The 16,229-nt window shown below is 36.4% G+C and carries 17 protein-coding genes and 2 other annotated features; of the genes, 12 read left to right on the top strand and 5 right to left on the bottom strand.

All coding sequences use genetic code 11. From position 1 onward, the window contains the following. Nucleotides 1-10: 10 nt before the first annotated feature. Nucleotides 11-715: a polysaccharide deacetylase family protein gene (locus BAU23_RS06370; RefSeq protein ID WP_071733804.1), complete on the bottom strand. Its 705-nt coding sequence runs from the start codon at nt 713-715 to the stop codon at nt 11-13. 330 nt (nt 716-1,045) lie between these two features. On the opposite strand from BAU23_RS06370, the gene BAU23_RS06375 reads away from it, so the two are divergent. The 5 genes from BAU23_RS06375 (at nt 1,046) to BAU23_RS06395 (ending at nt 4,392) form a co-directional block, all read left to right on the top strand. Continuing rightward, nucleotides 1,046-1,309: a CD3324 family protein gene (locus BAU23_RS06375; RefSeq protein ID WP_000878314.1), complete on the top strand. Its 264-nt coding sequence runs from the start codon at nt 1,046-1,048 to the stop codon at nt 1,307-1,309. 193 nt (nt 1,310-1,502) lie between these two features. Next, on the top strand, nt 1,503-2,189 hold the full coding sequence (locus BAU23_RS06380) for a DUF421 domain-containing protein (protein ID WP_016129120.1): 687 nt from the start codon (nt 1,503-1,505) through the stop codon (nt 2,187-2,189). A 110-nt stretch (nt 2,190-2,299) separates the two neighbouring features. Then, complete coding sequence (locus tag BAU23_RS06385) at nt 2,300-2,941, top strand: FusB/FusC family EF-G-binding protein (RefSeq protein WP_000387069.1); 642 nt, start codon at nt 2,300-2,302, stop codon at nt 2,939-2,941. 164 nt (nt 2,942-3,105) lie between these two features. Next, complete coding sequence (locus tag BAU23_RS06390) at nt 3,106-4,002, top strand: RCC1 domain-containing protein (RefSeq protein WP_001106810.1); 897 nt, start codon at nt 3,106-3,108, stop codon at nt 4,000-4,002. A gap of 189 nt (nt 4,003-4,191) precedes the next feature. Continuing rightward, nucleotides 4,192-4,392 (top strand): hypothetical protein, encoded by a 201-nt coding sequence (locus BAU23_RS06395; protein ID WP_000277145.1) that lies wholly within the window; start codon nt 4,192-4,194, stop codon nt 4,390-4,392. A 168-nt stretch (nt 4,393-4,560) separates the two neighbouring features. On the opposite strand, the gene msrA is transcribed toward BAU23_RS06395, so the two are convergent. Beyond that, nucleotides 4,561-5,097: a peptide-methionine (S)-S-oxide reductase MsrA gene (gene msrA, locus BAU23_RS06400; protein ID WP_001291859.1), complete on the bottom strand. Its 537-nt coding sequence runs from the start codon at nt 5,095-5,097 to the stop codon at nt 4,561-4,563. 90 nt (nt 5,098-5,187) lie between these two features. After that, nucleotides 5,188-5,946, bottom strand: coding sequence for an SDR family oxidoreductase (locus tag BAU23_RS06405; RefSeq protein WP_071733806.1), 759 nt, complete (start codon nt 5,944-5,946; stop codon nt 5,188-5,190). Between the two features lie 258 nt (nt 5,947-6,204). Continuing rightward, nucleotides 6,205-6,450 (top strand) — a binding site (T-box leader). Between the two features lie 66 nt (nt 6,451-6,516). Further along, nucleotides 6,517-6,756: a binding site (T-box leader), on the top strand. 148 nt (nt 6,757-6,904) lie between these two features. On the opposite strand from BAU23_RS06405, the gene ilvE reads away from it, so the two are divergent. Genes ilvE through ilvA form a run of 6 tightly spaced genes read left to right on the top strand, consistent with a single transcriptional unit; the run spans nt 6,905 to nt 13,805 of the window. Beyond that, nucleotides 6,905-7,804 carry a branched-chain-amino-acid transaminase gene (ilvE, locus tag BAU23_RS06410; protein WP_071733809.1) on the top strand — a complete coding sequence of 300 codons (900 nt, stop codon included), beginning with the start codon at nt 6,905-6,907 and terminating at the stop codon, nt 7,802-7,804. A 22-nt stretch (nt 7,805-7,826) separates the two neighbouring features. Continuing rightward, nucleotides 7,827-9,542: an acetolactate synthase large subunit gene (gene ilvB / locus BAU23_RS06415; RefSeq protein ID WP_071733811.1), complete on the top strand. Its 1,716-nt coding sequence runs from the start codon at nt 7,827-7,829 to the stop codon at nt 9,540-9,542. Beyond that, nucleotides 9,539-9,769, top strand: a complete 231-nt coding sequence (locus tag BAU23_RS06420) for an ACT domain-containing protein (protein ID WP_002165980.1) — start codon at nt 9,539-9,541, stop codon at nt 9,767-9,769. Before ilvB ends, BAU23_RS06420 begins: the two co-directional genes overlap by 4 nt. A gap of 14 nt (nt 9,770-9,783) precedes the next feature. Further along, nucleotides 9,784-10,791: a ketol-acid reductoisomerase gene (ilvC, locus tag BAU23_RS06425; protein ID WP_000861120.1), complete on the top strand. Its 1,008-nt coding sequence runs from the start codon at nt 9,784-9,786 to the stop codon at nt 10,789-10,791. 46 nt (nt 10,792-10,837) lie between these two features. Next, a complete protein-coding gene (ilvD, locus tag BAU23_RS06430) occupies nt 10,838-12,511 on the top strand; it encodes a dihydroxy-acid dehydratase (protein WP_001255828.1) in 1,674 nt (557 codons plus the stop codon). Between the two features lie 31 nt (nt 12,512-12,542). Next, the gene (ilvA, locus tag BAU23_RS06435) at nt 12,543-13,805 is read left to right on the top strand and encodes a threonine ammonia-lyase IlvA (RefSeq protein ID WP_071733813.1); all 1,263 of its coding nucleotides are present in this window, start codon (nt 12,543-12,545) and stop codon (nt 13,803-13,805) included. A gap of 87 nt (nt 13,806-13,892) precedes the next feature. Here the strand turns inward: ilvA and BAU23_RS06440 are convergent, their stop codons facing one another. Further along, complete coding sequence (locus BAU23_RS06440) at nt 13,893-14,120, bottom strand: hypothetical protein (RefSeq protein ID WP_000916800.1); 228 nt, start codon at nt 14,118-14,120, stop codon at nt 13,893-13,895. 52 nt (nt 14,121-14,172) lie between these two features. Then, the gene (locus BAU23_RS06445) at nt 14,173-15,276 is read right to left on the bottom strand and encodes a CapA family protein (protein ID WP_071733815.1); all 1,104 of its coding nucleotides are present in this window, start codon (nt 15,274-15,276) and stop codon (nt 14,173-14,175) included. 233 nt (nt 15,277-15,509) lie between these two features. Between BAU23_RS06445 and BAU23_RS06450 the strand changes: the two genes are divergently transcribed. Further along, on the top strand, nt 15,510-16,229 hold the full coding sequence (locus BAU23_RS06450; RefSeq protein WP_000236011.1) for a DUF554 domain-containing protein: 720 nt from the start codon (nt 15,510-15,512) through the stop codon (nt 16,227-16,229).

Here is a 16,229-nt window from a genome sequence, read left to right on the forward strand (position 1 = left end):
CGCTACCTTTTTACTTTGCTCTTTTTTGCAGCTCATTTACTGTTACAAATTGATAGCCCTTCTTAGATAAAGAGTCTAAAATACCTTCAATCGTTTGTAAATTTTCATTAGACTCATCATACATAGAGTGCAGTAAAATGATAGAACCTGGTTTTACGTTTTTAGCAACATATTCAATTTTATCGGCCGCAGATTTATAAAAAGTATCAGGTTCAAGGTCCCATGTGATTGTTTCGATATTGTTTTTATTTAAATAATATGGCAGACCAATTAGCTTTTTACCGTTTGGTGGTCTAAAATCAATTTCGCCTGTAAATCCTGTTTGGCGGATTAATGAATTCGTTTTTTCTATTTCTTCTTTAATAAAAGAAGGTGTTTTAAAAACCAATCTGTTATGAGAATATGTATGGTTTCCAATTTGGTGCCCAGAGTGTACGATAGTTTCTCCTAACGATAGGTTTTTCTCTAATTCATTTCCGATTAAAAAGAAAGTAGCTTTTGCACTGTATTTATCTAGTAGCGGTAATATTTGTTTTACATTGTTAGTAGGGCCATCATCAAAAGTTAAAGCAATCACTTTTTCATTTGTTTCTACTCGGTTTGTTAAATCTCCAAACAATTGAAAACTTCTTGCGTTCATCAATTTGTATGTTCCGAATAATGCTATAGTAATAATGAATAATGTAACGATTGTAATGATTATTTTCTTCTTCATAACGCAACCTCACTATACTTTTTGATTGGACTAAAAAGTATTATATCAAACTAAGTAATTTCGTGCTTTAAAAAGGATGTGGATGCAAGGGGAAGGAATTTGTCATATAATAAAATGCAAAAGGTATATTAGGAGGTGTTTATATGGCGATTACAATTCAATTGCCAGACACTGCAACGTCTCATGCAAAGCCAAGTATGGAAATGGCGATACTTTGCGTGAGGTAGACAAGTAATATACAATTAATCGCCAAGATGAGCTTGTATCATTTTTTATATTTGGCTTTGCACCTTATTGAAATGAACCATAAAAAATAAGGGGCGAGCAGAAGTGAAATACGTAAAAGCTAAGGCCGTTTTACCAGAGAGTTTAATTGCTGAAATTCAAAAGTATATACAAGGTGAAACAATTTACATTCCAAAACAAGAAACAAAACATTATAAATGGGGTACACGATCTGGCGGAAGAAAACAACTAGATGAAAGAAATAAAGCAATTAAAGACGCTTTTAAAAGTGGAATTGCAATTCATCAATTAGCAGAAGAATATTTTCTTTCTGGAGAAACGATTAAAAAGATAGTGTATTCCAAATAAATTATAAAAAAGAGTCTGATTCATATGTTATTTTGAATCAGACTCTTTTTTATAGGTTCATTACAAAATTGGATTCGATGTTTTTAGTATGAATGGGCATGATAATAGCAAAAATGAATCGTAATTGTATAGTGTTGGGGCGTGGATGGGAAATGAAAACGTTATATTTCATATGACAGAAAGGTGAGCCTATATGAACCATCTTGGACAAATAACAATAGAATTGATTTTTGGTTTTTTTGTGCTATTGATTGCTACTAAAATATTAGGGAAGACACAAATATCTCAGTTAACGCCATTTGATTTTATTTCGGCCATTGTCCTTGGAGAATTAGTAGGAAATACTATATATGATCCGGAAATAAAAGTATGGTCTATTTTATATGCAGTACTTGTATGGGTAGTGTTAATTTATACAATAGAAGTAATAACGCAAAAATTTAGAGGGACGAGAAGTTTTTTTGAAGGCTCTCCGTCAATCATTATCCGTAATGGATATATTGACCGGGAACAACTAAGTTCAAATCATTTGGACATAAACCAATTACAGCAAATGCTACGGCAGCAAAAAGATATTTTTTCAATCCGGGAAGTTGAGTATATGATTTTGGAACCTAACGGAAACATAAGTGTTCTGAAAAAAAGTAAATATGAAACTCCCACTATAAATGATTTAAGTTTAAAGCATAAGCCTGTATACTTACCCATTTCATTAATTAGTGACGGAAAAGTAGTGAAGGATAATTTAAGGGAAGCGGGCTTTGATGAAGGGTGGCTGTATAAGCAAATAAAGCAAAAAGGGATTACTAAATTTGAGGATGTACTATATGCGGAATGGAAAACAGATGAAGGATTCTTTTGTCAGGAAATGAATCGGTAGAAAATAATCGGAGTATGTAATGTTCATTTCTAAGTTATCTTTTACATATCAAAAAGCTGAATCATTGTATACAATAAGACTAGATCAACAATTTGTATGGAGTGATAAAGATGGAAGCTTTTATTAGAAGTGATCAATATAATTTTATAAAGTCACAAGCTTATATTTTAGCAAATGGGCATGCAACGGCAAATGATAGAGGTGTAATTCAAGCGTTAAAATCACTTGCGATTGAAAAGATAATACATGTATTTGAGAATTTAACGGATGAACAGAAAGAGTTAATTGATACGGTATTAACAGTTCAAAATAGAGAAGATGCAGAATCGTTTTTAATGAAAATAAATCCGTATGTCATTCCGTTTCAGGAAGTTACAGCACAAACGTTAAAGAAATTATTTCCTAAGGCGAAAAAGTTAAAACTTCCTGATATGGAAGAACTGGATATGAAAGAATTAACTTATTTAAGCTGGATTGACAAGGGATCAAGCAGGAAATTTATTATAGCGAAAAATGATAAAAATAAGTTTGTTGGTCTGCAAGGAACATTTCAAAGTTTAAATAAAAAAAGCATTTGTTCATTATGTCATGGGCATGAAGAAGTAGGAATGTTTTTAGTTGAAATTAAAGGTGATGTACCAGGAACTTTCGTTAGAAAGGGAAACTATATTTGCAAAGATGGTGTAGCTTGTAATCATAATATGAAATCGCTTGATAAGTTACAGGATTTTATTGAGAGACTAAAGAAATAAAAATAGAAGACCTCTAGTATTTAAACTGGAGGTTTTTATTTTTTGAAGAAGAAGTAATAGGTTCCTTTGGAGATGTAGATTTATAAAAAAGTTAGTTCATTTATAATGAAATTTGATGAAAATATCTATTTGGATACAGTTGCTTATATGCAAGGAGGTAAAACATGAATTACATTTCACCGAAAGAAGAGGTGTTAAAAGTGAAAAGGTGGCCTAAAAATACGATAGCAGCGGGTCGTGGTCATACCGTTGCTCTTAAATCGAATGGCACGGTGGTAGCAGTGGGCCGAAATAAAGAAGGAGAATGCAATGTAAGTGGCTGGCGTGATATTGTATCGGTCGCAGCGGGCAATGTTCATATGGCGACGAACACGGGTAATGCTCATACAATCGCTCTTAAATGTGACAGTACTGCGGTTGCAGTGGGTTGGAATAATCATGACCAATGTGATGTAAATGATTGGCATAATATTGTATCGGTTGCGGCGGGGTGGCGCCGTACCATTGGCCTTAAACCGGATGGCACGGTGATAGCAGTGGGCCGAAATAAAGAAGGAGAATGTAATATAAGTAGCTGGCGTGATATTGTGGCGGTCGCGGTGGGTGACTGGCATACAGTCGGTCTTAAATTGGACGGAACGGTGACGACTGTGGGTAATAATCGATATGGCCAATGCAATGTAAGTAGCTGGCGTGATATTGTGGCGATAGCGGCGGGATATCTTCATACAGTTGGTATTACATCTGACGGTATGGTGACGGCTGTGGGTAATAATAAACGGGGGCAATGTGATGTAAGCGATTGGCGCGATATTGTGGCGATAGCGGTAGGGAGTAATCATACAATTGCTCTGAAATCAGATGGTACTGTGGCGGCAGTAGGTTGGAATGAGTATGGCCAATGTAATGTAAGTGATTGGCGTGATATTGTAGCGATAGCGGCTGGTTGTGCGCATACGGTTGGACTTAAATTAGATGGCACGGTGGTAGCAGTAGGTGATAATACATACGGTCAATGCGATGTAGGTAGTTGGCGCAGCATCCGATTGCCTGGTAAATAGTTAATTTATAATAAATCACTAGTAATATTATTCTAGTTTAGGAGTAATTATGGAATAGGATATGTAGATAAGAATCCCTTTTTAAAAGAGGTTCTTATTCTTTTTCCGTAAAATGAGTGTCTAAATGGAATTTTTTAAAGCTACAGTAGAGGATATGATTTATAAATAAAGCATAGGAGAGGTGAAGAATTGTATAAAAAGCTTTTATTTTCTTTACCAGATATTTTACTTGTGTGTATTGTTTTCTACATAACATATACAAAATCTTTTAGTTTTGGACAGACGTTAGTAATTTCAATTGCAATCGGAATCATCGGTGGTCTTGTTATAAGAATTTGTAAGGATGTATTCACGTATATAAGGTGGACAATTAAACAGAGGAAATCTTGAATACGTTGTATTGCTATTAGGAGGAGAGGAAATGACTAAGAAAAAGAGTAGAGTGAAAAATGAAATAGCACTTTGGACATTAACAGCGGTTGTTCTCATCATTGTATGGTACTTTTTTCAAAGATAAAAACGCATCGCACTTTGAATAGAAAGCACGATGCATTTTTATTATTTTTTTTGCCAATTTTCTTTTATAAAGTCTTTACGGCCAGATTCTTTTTGCTCAGTAGCATATTTCTCTGGGTTCTTTTTATAGAAATGTTGATGGTATTCTTCAGCCTCATAAAAAGGTGCAGCCAGGCGAATTTCAGTTACGATTGGCTCTTTAAACATACCGCTTTCTGCAAGAGTTTGTTTTGATTTTTCAGCAAGCTCTTTTTGTGTTTCATTATGATAAAAAATTGCTGTGCGGTAAGAGGGACCACGGTCAAAAAATTGTCCGCCATCATCAGTCGGATCGATTTGTGGCCAATATAAATCTAGTAATTTTTGATACGGGAAAATAGAAGGATCGAATGTAATTTGAACGACTTCTAAATGGCCAGATGTTCCAGCTTTTACTTGTTCATATGTTGGATTTTCTATATGACCACCTGCATAGCCAGAAAGTACTTTATGAATACCAGGAAGTTCATCAAATGGTTTTACCATGCACCAAAAGCAACCACCTGCGAAGGTTGCGAGTTCGTATGTTTTTTCGGACATTGCTGTAATCCTCCTAAATGTATATGTTTTATATAGTATTATATAAATTGTTTTATTGCGCAATAAAAAAGATTTGAAAATATATGTTTTTTATAAACAAGATCCTCCGCTCACATCAATTAATTGTCCAGTAACCCAGCGGCTGTCTGGAGAAGCAAGAAAAGCAGCGGTATCGGCAATATCTTCTACTTCACCTAAGCGATTGAAGGCGGAAATAGTAGTAGCGTACTGTTTCATCATTGGGTCGCTCAATAGTTCTGCATTCATATCTGTTTTAATAAAGCCTGGAAGTATTGCATTTACTGTTATTCCTCGTGCTCCGAGTTGTTTTGCAAGCGTGAAAGTCATCGTGTTAATTGCACCTTTCGTCATACTATATGCAACGAAATCAGGCAAAGAAATGCGGGTGGCAGCTGATGAAATATTAATAATTCGGCTATTATCACGTAAACGTGGTAGTGCTTGTTGAATGATAAAGAATGGTGCTTTTGCATTTACTGAAACCATTCTATCAAAAAATTGTTCAGTCGTTTCTTCAATAAAAGCACCAGGACCGATTCCAGCGTTGTTTATTAAAATATCAAATTGTGTTCCACCAGTTCTTTTTTGTAGTTCGTTATCTAGAGAAATATATAGGTTATCCACACCGTGTAAAGATTCAAGATTTGCACAGATAGAAAAAGCTGATCCGCCATTTGATTGAATTTCATGAACAGTTTCTTCAGCATCTTCTTTTCGATTTCCATAATGAACAGCAACTAATGCACCGTCGTTTGCTAACCGTTTTGCGATAGCACGTCCAATTCCTCGGCTTGCTCCTGTAACTAATGCTATTTTACCTTTTAACATAATTTTCTCATCTCCTCATAACTTGTATATGTTTTTAAGTTGTTTTTCTTTATGTAGTAACGCGAACATACTTAAGTAATATATGAGTATGTGTAAGAAGTTCATTCCGATTTTGTTTTGAGAAAAAATAAATAGATTTCTAGTGAATAGAATGAATTTTAATTTTTTTCTAAAAACATGTTGACAATGAAAAGAGTCGCGTCCTATAATACGTGTAACAAATAAAAGTTAATTAAGAATTTTCTAACTTTATATGTTGTATATGCAAAGAAGAGGAAAGTAGATGATTATGGTCGTTTCAGAGAGCTACTCCTAGGCTGTGAGAGTAGTAGCAATCGAATCATTGAAGATCACCTCGGAGCATCGCTTGCGAAAGGGAAACTGAGTAGAGGGCGGCGGCATCGTCTCCGGTAAAAGGACGGAGGTCTGATTGGACCTATGAAGCTTATATTTCGTGAGAAGTATAAGGAAGCTGAGTGGTAACGCGAAACTCTCGCCTCAGCAATCAAAGCTACTAATTTGTAGTAGTTGATTGCTGAGGCGAGAGTTTTTATTTTAAAAATAGAATACGATAATGCGTAGAAGAGGAGAGTAAATGATAAAAATTGTTTCAGAGAGCTGCCAGAAGCTGTGAGGGTGGTAACAATTTCATCATTGAAGATCACCTCGGAGTACTACTTTTGAAAACTAGTAAAAAGTAGCGGAGTTGTTTCCGATAGAAAAACAAAAAGTCTAATTGGACTTGCAGAGCTTATATTTCGTGAGAAGTATAAGGAAGCTGAGTGGTACCACGATTCCCTCGTCTCAGCAATGGATTGCTACAAGTATGTAATCGATTGTTGAGACGAGTATATTTTTAAGATTTATATACTGAATATTCTGTTAAAAATACTCATCTCAGCAATCGATATAGAAATAGATTGCAAAAATAGAGAGAAAAAAAGAGGAGCGATGTGAGATGGGAAACCAGTACATTTATATGAATGGGGAATTTGTAGAAAAAGAAAAGGCAGTTGTTTCAGTATATGATCACGGCTTTTTATACGGGGACGGTGTATTTGAAGGGATTCGTAGTTACGGAGGAAATGTATTTTGTTTAAAAGAACATGTGAAACGATTATATGAATCGGCGAAATCTATTTTACTTACAATTCCAATGACGGTTGACGAAATGGAAGAAGCAGTTTTACAAACATTGCAAAAAAATGAATACGCGGATGCCTACATTCGATTAATTGTTTCAAGAGGAAAAGGTGACTTAGGACTCGATCCGAGAAGTTGTGTGAAACCGAGCGTAATTATTATTGCAGAGCAATTAAAGCTATTCCCGCAGGAATTTTATGATAATGGACTAAGCGTTGTATCTGTTGCATCAAGACGTAATACACCAGATGCATTAGACCCACGTATTAAGTCAATGAACTATTTAAATAACGTACTTGTGAAAATTGAAGCCGCACAAGCAGGTGTACTTGAGGCACTTATGCTCAACCAACAAGGATATGTTTGTGAAGGATCTGGAGATAATGTTTTCATTGTGAAAGATGGAAAAGTGTTAACACCTCCTTCGTACTTAGGGGCGCTAGAAGGTATTACGAGAAATAGTGTGATTGAGTTATGTGAGCGACTTAATATTCCGTGTGAGGAAAGGCCGTTTACTCGCCATGACGTATATGTAGCAGATGAAGTGTTTTTAACAGGAACTGCAGCGGAACTAATTCCTGTAGTGAAAGTAGATTCAAGAGAAATTGGAGATGGAAAACGAGGAGATGTAACAAAAAGATTAACCGAAGAATTTAAAAAATTAACGAGAGAAAGAGGAGTACGTGTTCCAGGATTGGCGGAAAGTTTAGCGTAAATAGGGAGAGGAGTTAATTGAAATGGAGGAACAGTATACAGCATATGATGAACTGCAGAGTGAAGAAGCTACAGGTGCTGGACACGCTATTCAATGTTTGAAGAAATTAGGTGTAACGACTGTTTTCGGTTATCCGGGAGGCGCGATTTTACCAATATACGATGCGTTATACGAAAGTGGTTTAAAGCACGTGTTAACTCGTCATGAACAAGCTGCCATTCATGCGGCAGAAGGATATGCGAGAGCTTCGGGAAAGGTTGGGGTAGTCTTTGCTACCTCTGGCCCAGGGGCGACGAATTTAGTGACGGGTTTAGCAGATGCTTATATGGATTCGATTCCTTTAGTTGTCATTACAGGGCAAGTTGCAACGCCTTTAATTGGTAAAGACGGATTTCAAGAAGCAGATGTTGTCGGAATTACAGTACCTGTTACGAAGCATAATTACCAAGTTCGTGATGTAAATCATTTATCACGAACTGTGCAAGAAGCTTTTTACATCGCCGAAAGCGGGCGACCGGGACCGGTATTAATTGATATTCCAAAAGATGTTCAAAATGCAAATGTAACAAGTTTCTTTAATGAAGAAGTGGAGATTCTAGGATATAAACCAGAACCTTTTCCAGACAGTTTGAAACTGAGAGAGGTAGCAAAATCAATTTCAAAAGCAAAACGCCCACTCCTTTATATCGGGGGAGGCGTCATTCATTCAGGCGGATCTGAAGAACTCATCAAGTTTGCGAGGGAGAATCGTATTCCAGTCGTTTCAACTTTAATGGGACTGGGTGCATATCCGCCAGGAGACCCGTTGTTTTTAGGAATGCTCGGTATGCATGGAACGTACGCTGCAAATATGGCAGTAACAGAATGTGACTTATTACTGGCGTTAGGTGTTCGTTTCGATGATCGTGTAACAGGAAAATTAGAACTTTTTTCTCCGCATTCGAAAAAAGTACATATTGATATTGATCCTTCTGAGTTCCATAAAAATGTAACTGTAGAGCATCCGATTGTTGGTGATGTGAAAAAGGCGCTACATATGCTGTTACATATGTCTATTTATACACAAACAGATGAATGGCTTCAGAAAGTGAAGAAGTGGCAAGAAGAATATCCACTTTCATATAAGCAAAAAGAATTTGAGTTAAAACCACAGCATGTTATCAACTTAGTAAGTGAATTAACGAATGGTGAAGCGATTGTCACGACAGAGGTAGGACAGCATCAAATGTGGGCTGCTCACTTTTATAAAGCGAGAAAACCACGGACTTTTCTAACATCAGGGGGATTAGGGACGATGGGATTTGGTTTTCCAGCAGCAATTGGTGCTCAGCTTGCAAAAGAAGAAGAACTTGTCATCTGTATTGCTGGCGATGCTTCTTTCCAAATGAACATTCAAGAGCTGCAAACAATTGCTGAAAATAATATTCCTGTCAAAGTATTCATTATAAACAACAAATTTTTAGGAATGGTAAGGCAATGGCAAGAAATGTTTTATGAAAACCGTTTGTCGGAATCGAGAATTGGGTCACCAGATTTTGTGAAAGTAGCAGAAGCTTATGGTGTAAAAGGGCTAAGAGCAACAAATTCGTTTGAGGCGAAAAAGGTAATGTTAGAAGCATTTTCTCATGAAGGTCCTGTCGTAGTTGACTTTTGTGTAGAAGAAGGTGAGAACGTCTTTCCAATGGTTCCGCCAAACAAAGGGAATAACGAAATGATTATGAAGAGGTGGGAAGAATGAGTCATACTTTTTCATTAGTTATTCATAACGATCCGAGCGTCTTATTACGTATAAGCGGAATTTTTGCTCGGCGTGGTTATTATATTTCTTCTTTAAATTTAAACGAAAGAGATACAAGTGGTGTTTCTGATATGAAACTAACAGCAGTTTGTACTGAAAATGAAGCAACGTTACTTGTCAGTCAGTTGAAAAAATTAATCAATGTACTGCAAGTAAATAAATTATAAGGAGTGTATGGAATATGAAAACTTATTATGAGAAAGATGCAAATTTAGAGCTATTAAAAGGGAAGACAGTTGCGGTAGTTGGATATGGATCTCAAGGTCATGCTCAAGCACAAAACTTACGAGATTCTGGTGTGGAAGTTGTAGTTGGTGTTCGTCCTGGTAAATCATATGAAGTAGCAAAAGCAGATGGGTTTGAAGTAATGTCCGTTTCAGAAGCGGTTCGAACCGCACAAGTTGTACAAATGTTATTGCCGGATGAACAGCAAGCGTATGTATATAAAACAGAAGTAGAAGAGAATCTTCGTGAAGGACAAATGTTACTTTTCTCACATGGATTTAATATTCACTTCGGGCAAATTAATCCGCCAAGTTACGTAGATGTAGCGATGGTCGCGCCGAAAAGTCCAGGTCATCTCGTTCGCCGTGTCTTCCAAGAAGGAAATGGTGTTCCGGCATTAGTCGCAGTGCATCAAGACGCAACGGGAACAGCACTACATGTAGCATTAGCGTATGCAAAAGGTGTGGGTTGTACACGTGCAGGGGTAATTGAAACGACATTCCAAGAAGAAACAGAAACAGACTTATTCGGTGAGCAAGCAGTACTTTGCGGAGGAGTAACAGCACTTGTGAAAGCTGGTTTTGAAACGTTAACGGAAGGTGGATATCGTCCTGAAATTGCATACTTTGAATGTTTGCATGAATTAAAGTTAATTGTGGATTTAATGTACGAAGGCGGATTAACGAGTATGCGTCATTCTATTTCAGATACGGCAGAGTTTGGAGATTATGTAACAGGATCGAGAATTGTTACAGATGAAACGAAGAAGGAAATGAAACGTGTTCTTGCAGAAATTCAGCAAGGTGAATTTGCGAAGAAATGGATTTTAGAAAATCAAGCAGGGCGTCCAACGTATAATGCGATGAAAAAAGCAGAACAAAATCATCAGCTAGAAAAAGTAGGAGCAGAGCTTCGTGAAATGATGAGCTGGATTCATGCACCGAAAGAATTAGTAAAGAAATAGATTAAGAGAATATAAGTGAAAAATACGTAAGAGGGGATTTGACAAGATGAGAAGTGACATGATTAAAAAAGGTTTTGATAAAGCGCCACATCGTAGTTTATTAAAAGCAACTGGTTTGAAAGATGAGGATTTTGATAAACCGTTTATTGCGATTTGTAATTCTTTTATTGAAATTATTCCAGGTCATAAGCACTTGAACGAGTTTGGGAAACTTGTAAAAGAAGCCGTTCGTGCGGCAGGCATGGTGCCATTTGAATTCAATACAATTGGAGTAGATGACGGTATTGCGATGGGACATATCGGTATGCGTTATTCGCTTCCGAGTCGTGAAATCATTGCAGATTCAGTAGAAACAGTTGTAAATGCACATTGGTTTGATGGCATGATTTGTATTCCAAACTGTGACAAAATTACACCTGGTATGATGATGGCGGCTCTTCGTATTAACATTCCAACTGTATTTGTTTCAGGCGGCCCGATGGCTGCGGGAAAAACATCTAAAGGAGAAGTTGTCGATTTAAGTTCCGTTTTTGAAGGGGTAGGAGCTTATCAATCCGGGAAAATTTCAGAAGAAGAATTAAAGGATATCGAAGATCATGGCTGTCCATCTTGTGGCTCTTGTTCGGGTATGTTTACCGCGAATTCTATGAATTGTTTATGTGAAGTGTTAGGTTTAGCTCTTCCAGGAAACGGTAGTATTTTAGCAATTGATCCAAGACGTGAGGAGTTAATTAAACAAGCAGCAGAGAAATTAAAAATTTTAATTGAGAGAGATATTAAGCCACGCGATATTGTGACAGAAGAGGCAATTGATGATGCATTTGCACTTGATATGGCGATGGGAGGATCTACGAATACAGTATTACACACGCTAGCGCTCGCACAAGAGGCAGGATTAGATTACGATATGAACCGTATTGATGCTGTTTCAAGACGTGTACCGCATTTATGTAAAGTAAGCCCTGCTTCTAATTGGCATATGGAAGATATTGATCGAGCAGGCGGGATTAGTGCAATTTTGAAAGAGATGAGCAGAAAGGAAGGGGTACTTCATCTAGATCGAATAACTGCTACTGGGCAAACATTAAGAGAAAACATTGCTCATGCAGAGATTCAAGATAAAGAAGTTATTCATACTCTTGAAAACCCTCATAGTGAAGAAGGGGGATTACGTATATTAAAAGGAAACCTTGCGAAAGACGGAGCGGTTATTAAAAGCGGGGCAACCGAGGTAAAACGATTTGAAGGACCTTGCGTTATTTTTAATTCACAAGATGAGGCGCTTGCGGGCATTATGCTTGGAAAAGTGAAAAAAGGAGATGTCGTTGTTATTCGTTATGAAGGACCAAGAGGCGGCCCTGGTATGCCAGAAATGTTAGCTCCGACGTCAGCAATTGCCGGCATGGGATTAGGTGCTGATGTTGCGCTATTAACGGATGGACGTTTCTCTGGTGCTTCACGTGGTATTTCGGTAGGACATATTTCACCGGAAGCAGCTGCAGGTGGAACGATTGCTCTTCTTGAGAAAGGGGATATAGTTTGTATTGATGTTGAAGAACGTTTGTTAGAAGTAAGGGTGAGTGATGAAGAATTAAATAAGCGTAAAAAAGAATGGAAACGACCAGAACCGAAAGTGAAAACTGGCTGGCTTGGACGTTATGCACAGATGGTAACATCGGCGAATACAGGTGCAGTTCTAAAAATCCCGGATTTTGATTGAGCCAATTTAAAAGAGATAAGGATGATATGAAATGGTGCAAAAGGTAAAGGAGAGAGTGAAAATTGAAGATATCTTAATGGCTCATAATTGCATGAAAGATATCGTTATTAAAACACCGTTACAACGTGATACAGTTTTATCTGAGAAATATGATTGTGACGTTTATGTGAAACGAGAAGACTTACAATTGATTCGCTCTTTCAAAATTCGTGGTGCGTATAATTTGATTCAAAGCTTACCGAAAGAACAATTACAAAACGGCGTTGTTTGTGCAAGTGCTGGTAATCATGCACAAGGAGTTGCTTACACTTGTAATTTATTGAAGATTCCGTCAAAAATTTTCATGCCGACGACAACGCCTAAACAAAAAGTATCACAAGTACAATTTTTCGGTGGTGATTTTGCGGAAATTGTATTAGTCGGTGATACATTTGATAGCTCTTTCCAAGAAGCACAGCGCTATTGTGATGAAAATAAGATGACATTTGTTCATCCGTTTGATGACCCGTATGTCGTTGCTGGTCAAGGAACAGTGGCGGTTGAAATTATGCATGATATGGAGAAACCAGTTGATTATATCTTTACAGCAATCGGCGGTGGTGGGTTAGCATCAGGTGTTGGTACATATGTGAAAGGTGTTAGTCCTGCTACAAAGGTCATTGGTGTAGAACCGATGGGGGCTGCATCTATGAAGGAGGCTTTTCTTCAAAATGAAAATGTGGCATTGGAGAAAATAGATAGTTTTGTTGATGGGGCAGCGGTTAAAAAGGTAGGGAAGTTAACATTTGAAACTTGTAAAGATGTAATTGATGATATTGTTTTAGTACCAGAGGGAAAGGTTTGTACGACGATTTTAGAACTGTATAAGAAAAATGCAATTGTAGCTGAACCCGCTGGTGCGCTTTCAATTGCAGCGCTTGATCTTTACAGAGATGAAATAAAAGGGAAAACAGTTGTATGTACGTTAAGTGGTGGAAATAATGATATTGATAGAATGCAAGAAATGAAAGAACGTTCTCTCATTTATGAAGGATTAAAGCATTACTTCATCATTGAATTCCCGCAGCGTTCAGGAGCTCTAAGAGAGTTTCTGGATAAGGGATTAGGCCCAGAAGATGATATTACACGATTTGAGTACATTAAGAAACATAATAAAGAAAATGGTCCAGCGCTAGTCGGTGTAGAATTAAAGCATAAAGAAGATTACGAGCAATTAATTAGTCGTTTTAAAGAAAATGATATTCAATTTGTGGAGCTTAATAAAAATCCTGTTTTGTTTGATTTACTTATTTAGTAGAAAAAAGTAAACATATGATTGTATTTGAAATGAAAAAAGATAGATACAAGCAGAGGAAATAGTGCTTGTTCTATCTTTTTATAGTTAAACTAAATACGCTCCATATTCAAGAAGGATAAAGCTAGTTAACCAAAAAAATATGGCAATACGAATGATTATGTACATTGTAAATTCAAAGGGAGAAAGTTTTCTCTCTCGTTTTATTTTTTTTAGTAGCCTAATAGAAAAAACTGAACATAAAAGCAGGATTGCTATAGATATTTTATATATGTTTTCTAACAGACTTACATTTTCTAATAAGTTTTTTAGCATGTTCATCACCTACCCTGTAATGTATGTTACAGAGAAATGGCACTCGTGCTGTTTAGTTGCGTTTGTTTATTATTTTCCCTGTATCATCAATTTCTACATCAGTTGAAACTGCTTGTAAATATTGTAGAGCTTTTTTCTTTTCTTCCTCATTTACAGGAGAAACTTGGTTGTTGCGAATGATGTAAGGATTGAATGACATTTGGACATCATTTCCTTTAAAGGTTAAAGTTAATACGCCAGTTTCGGCGCTTTTTCCATTCACATAACTTGGGAATAAAAAGTTCCCTAATGAGTAAGCGATAGGAACTTTATTATAATACTCAAACCCTTGTAACCAATGTGGATGACTGCCAACAATAGCGTCAGCTCCTGCTTCAACCATTTTAGGTACATATTGTTTTTGGTATTCTATTGGACGATTTGATTTTTCAACGCCCCAATGCATATAAACGATTACATAATCAGCATCTTTCTTTTGCTCTTGAATCGTTTTTGTTACAAGATCTAGATCATATCCGTTTGCAACACCAGGTTTATTGTCACCAGCTACCCAATTAAAGTTAGGCATAAAGCGTACAAAGGAAAGAAATTTAAACTTTTTTCCTTTTACAGTTAGTTCACGAGCGGTATAAGCATCTTCAGTATTTTTTCCAGCTCCAGTGTAAGGTAGTTTTAATTTTTCGACGTGAGAAATGGTGTCTAGTAGTCCATCTTGTCCATAATCAAGCGTATGGTTATTGCCAATATTGACAATATCGTATCCAGTATTTTTTATTGCTTGTAGTGTGGATGGGTCGCTTTTAATCCAAAATTGTTGTCCGGGTACTTTTTTTTCTCTCGTTGTAAATGCTGACTCTAAATTAATAAAAGAAATATCAGCTTTTGTTATTTCTTCTTTTACATGTTGGAATGGATAAACAGCCCCATTTTTTTCGATTACGGGACGTAATTGCCAATCGAACATTGTATCACCAGAGAAGGTGAGTGTGATTTCAGGCTCTTCTATTTTCTTTTCGCTTTTTGAAGCTGTTTTACTAGATTTGTTTTGCATATCAGGTTTGTCTTTCGCTTTTGAAATAAAAGAGTAGTTGATTAATAAAACAATTGGTGTAATGAAAAAGGCTATTAACAGAAATCGTTTTAGTAAAGTTTTCATATTTACCGTCCCTTTTGAGTTTATCCCGCAATTGAAAACTTCCTCAATTAAATTATCGATGAATCTAATAAAGGAAAGTTATCGGTCTATGTATCGTAACAAAAAAATTGCGGGTTATGTAGTAAAATTTGTTTATCAATATTCACAATATTAAGTTAACATATAGATAACCTGTAAATCAATGTATAAACCAAAATATAGAAATAAAGAATTCGAAGGGTGAAGAATGAGAAATGGTTATATTAGGAGCAGTTGTAAATGGGATTTGTATTATATTTGGTACTTTACTTGGTAAATTATTTAGTGCGATTCCAGAAAGTATGAAGGGAACAATTATGCATGCAATCGGTTTAGCGGTTACTGTACTTGGACTTCAAATGGCATTAAAAAGTGAAAATTTTCTTGTGGTCATACTAAGTTTAGTTATTGGTACGGTAATTGGAGAATGGCTACAATTAGAAGAAAGGTTAAAACTGTTAGGGGATTGGCTAGAAAATAAAGTTGGATCGAAAGGGAAAGGGAGCATATCAGAAGGCTTTGTAACAGCCACGCTTATTTTTGCAATTGGTGCGATGGGGATACTTGGTGCATTGGACAGTGGGATCCGCGGAAATCATGATATTTTATTTACAAAGGCGATTATCGATGGATTCATTTCTATTATATTAACGACAACTCTAGGAATTGGTGTAGTATTTTCAGCGATTCCAGTGATTTTATATGAGGGAGGTATTGCAGTTTTTGCAACACAAATTAATAGTTTTGTTCCAAAAGAATTAATGAATCAATTTATAGTGGAAATGACGGCTACTGGCGGTATTATGATATTCGCAATCGGATTAAACTTACTTGGATTTATTAAAATTAAAGTGGCAAATTTACTTCCAGGCATATTAATGGTTGGAGTAATTGTTTCTATTATATATGGTTATGGTTTGATAATAAGTCATTAG

The sequence above is a fragment of the Bacillus nitratireducens genome (genome assembly GCF_001884135.1).
In the GTDB taxonomy this organism is placed as follows: Bacteria; Bacillota; Bacilli; order Bacillales; family Bacillaceae_G; genus Bacillus_A; species Bacillus_A nitratireducens.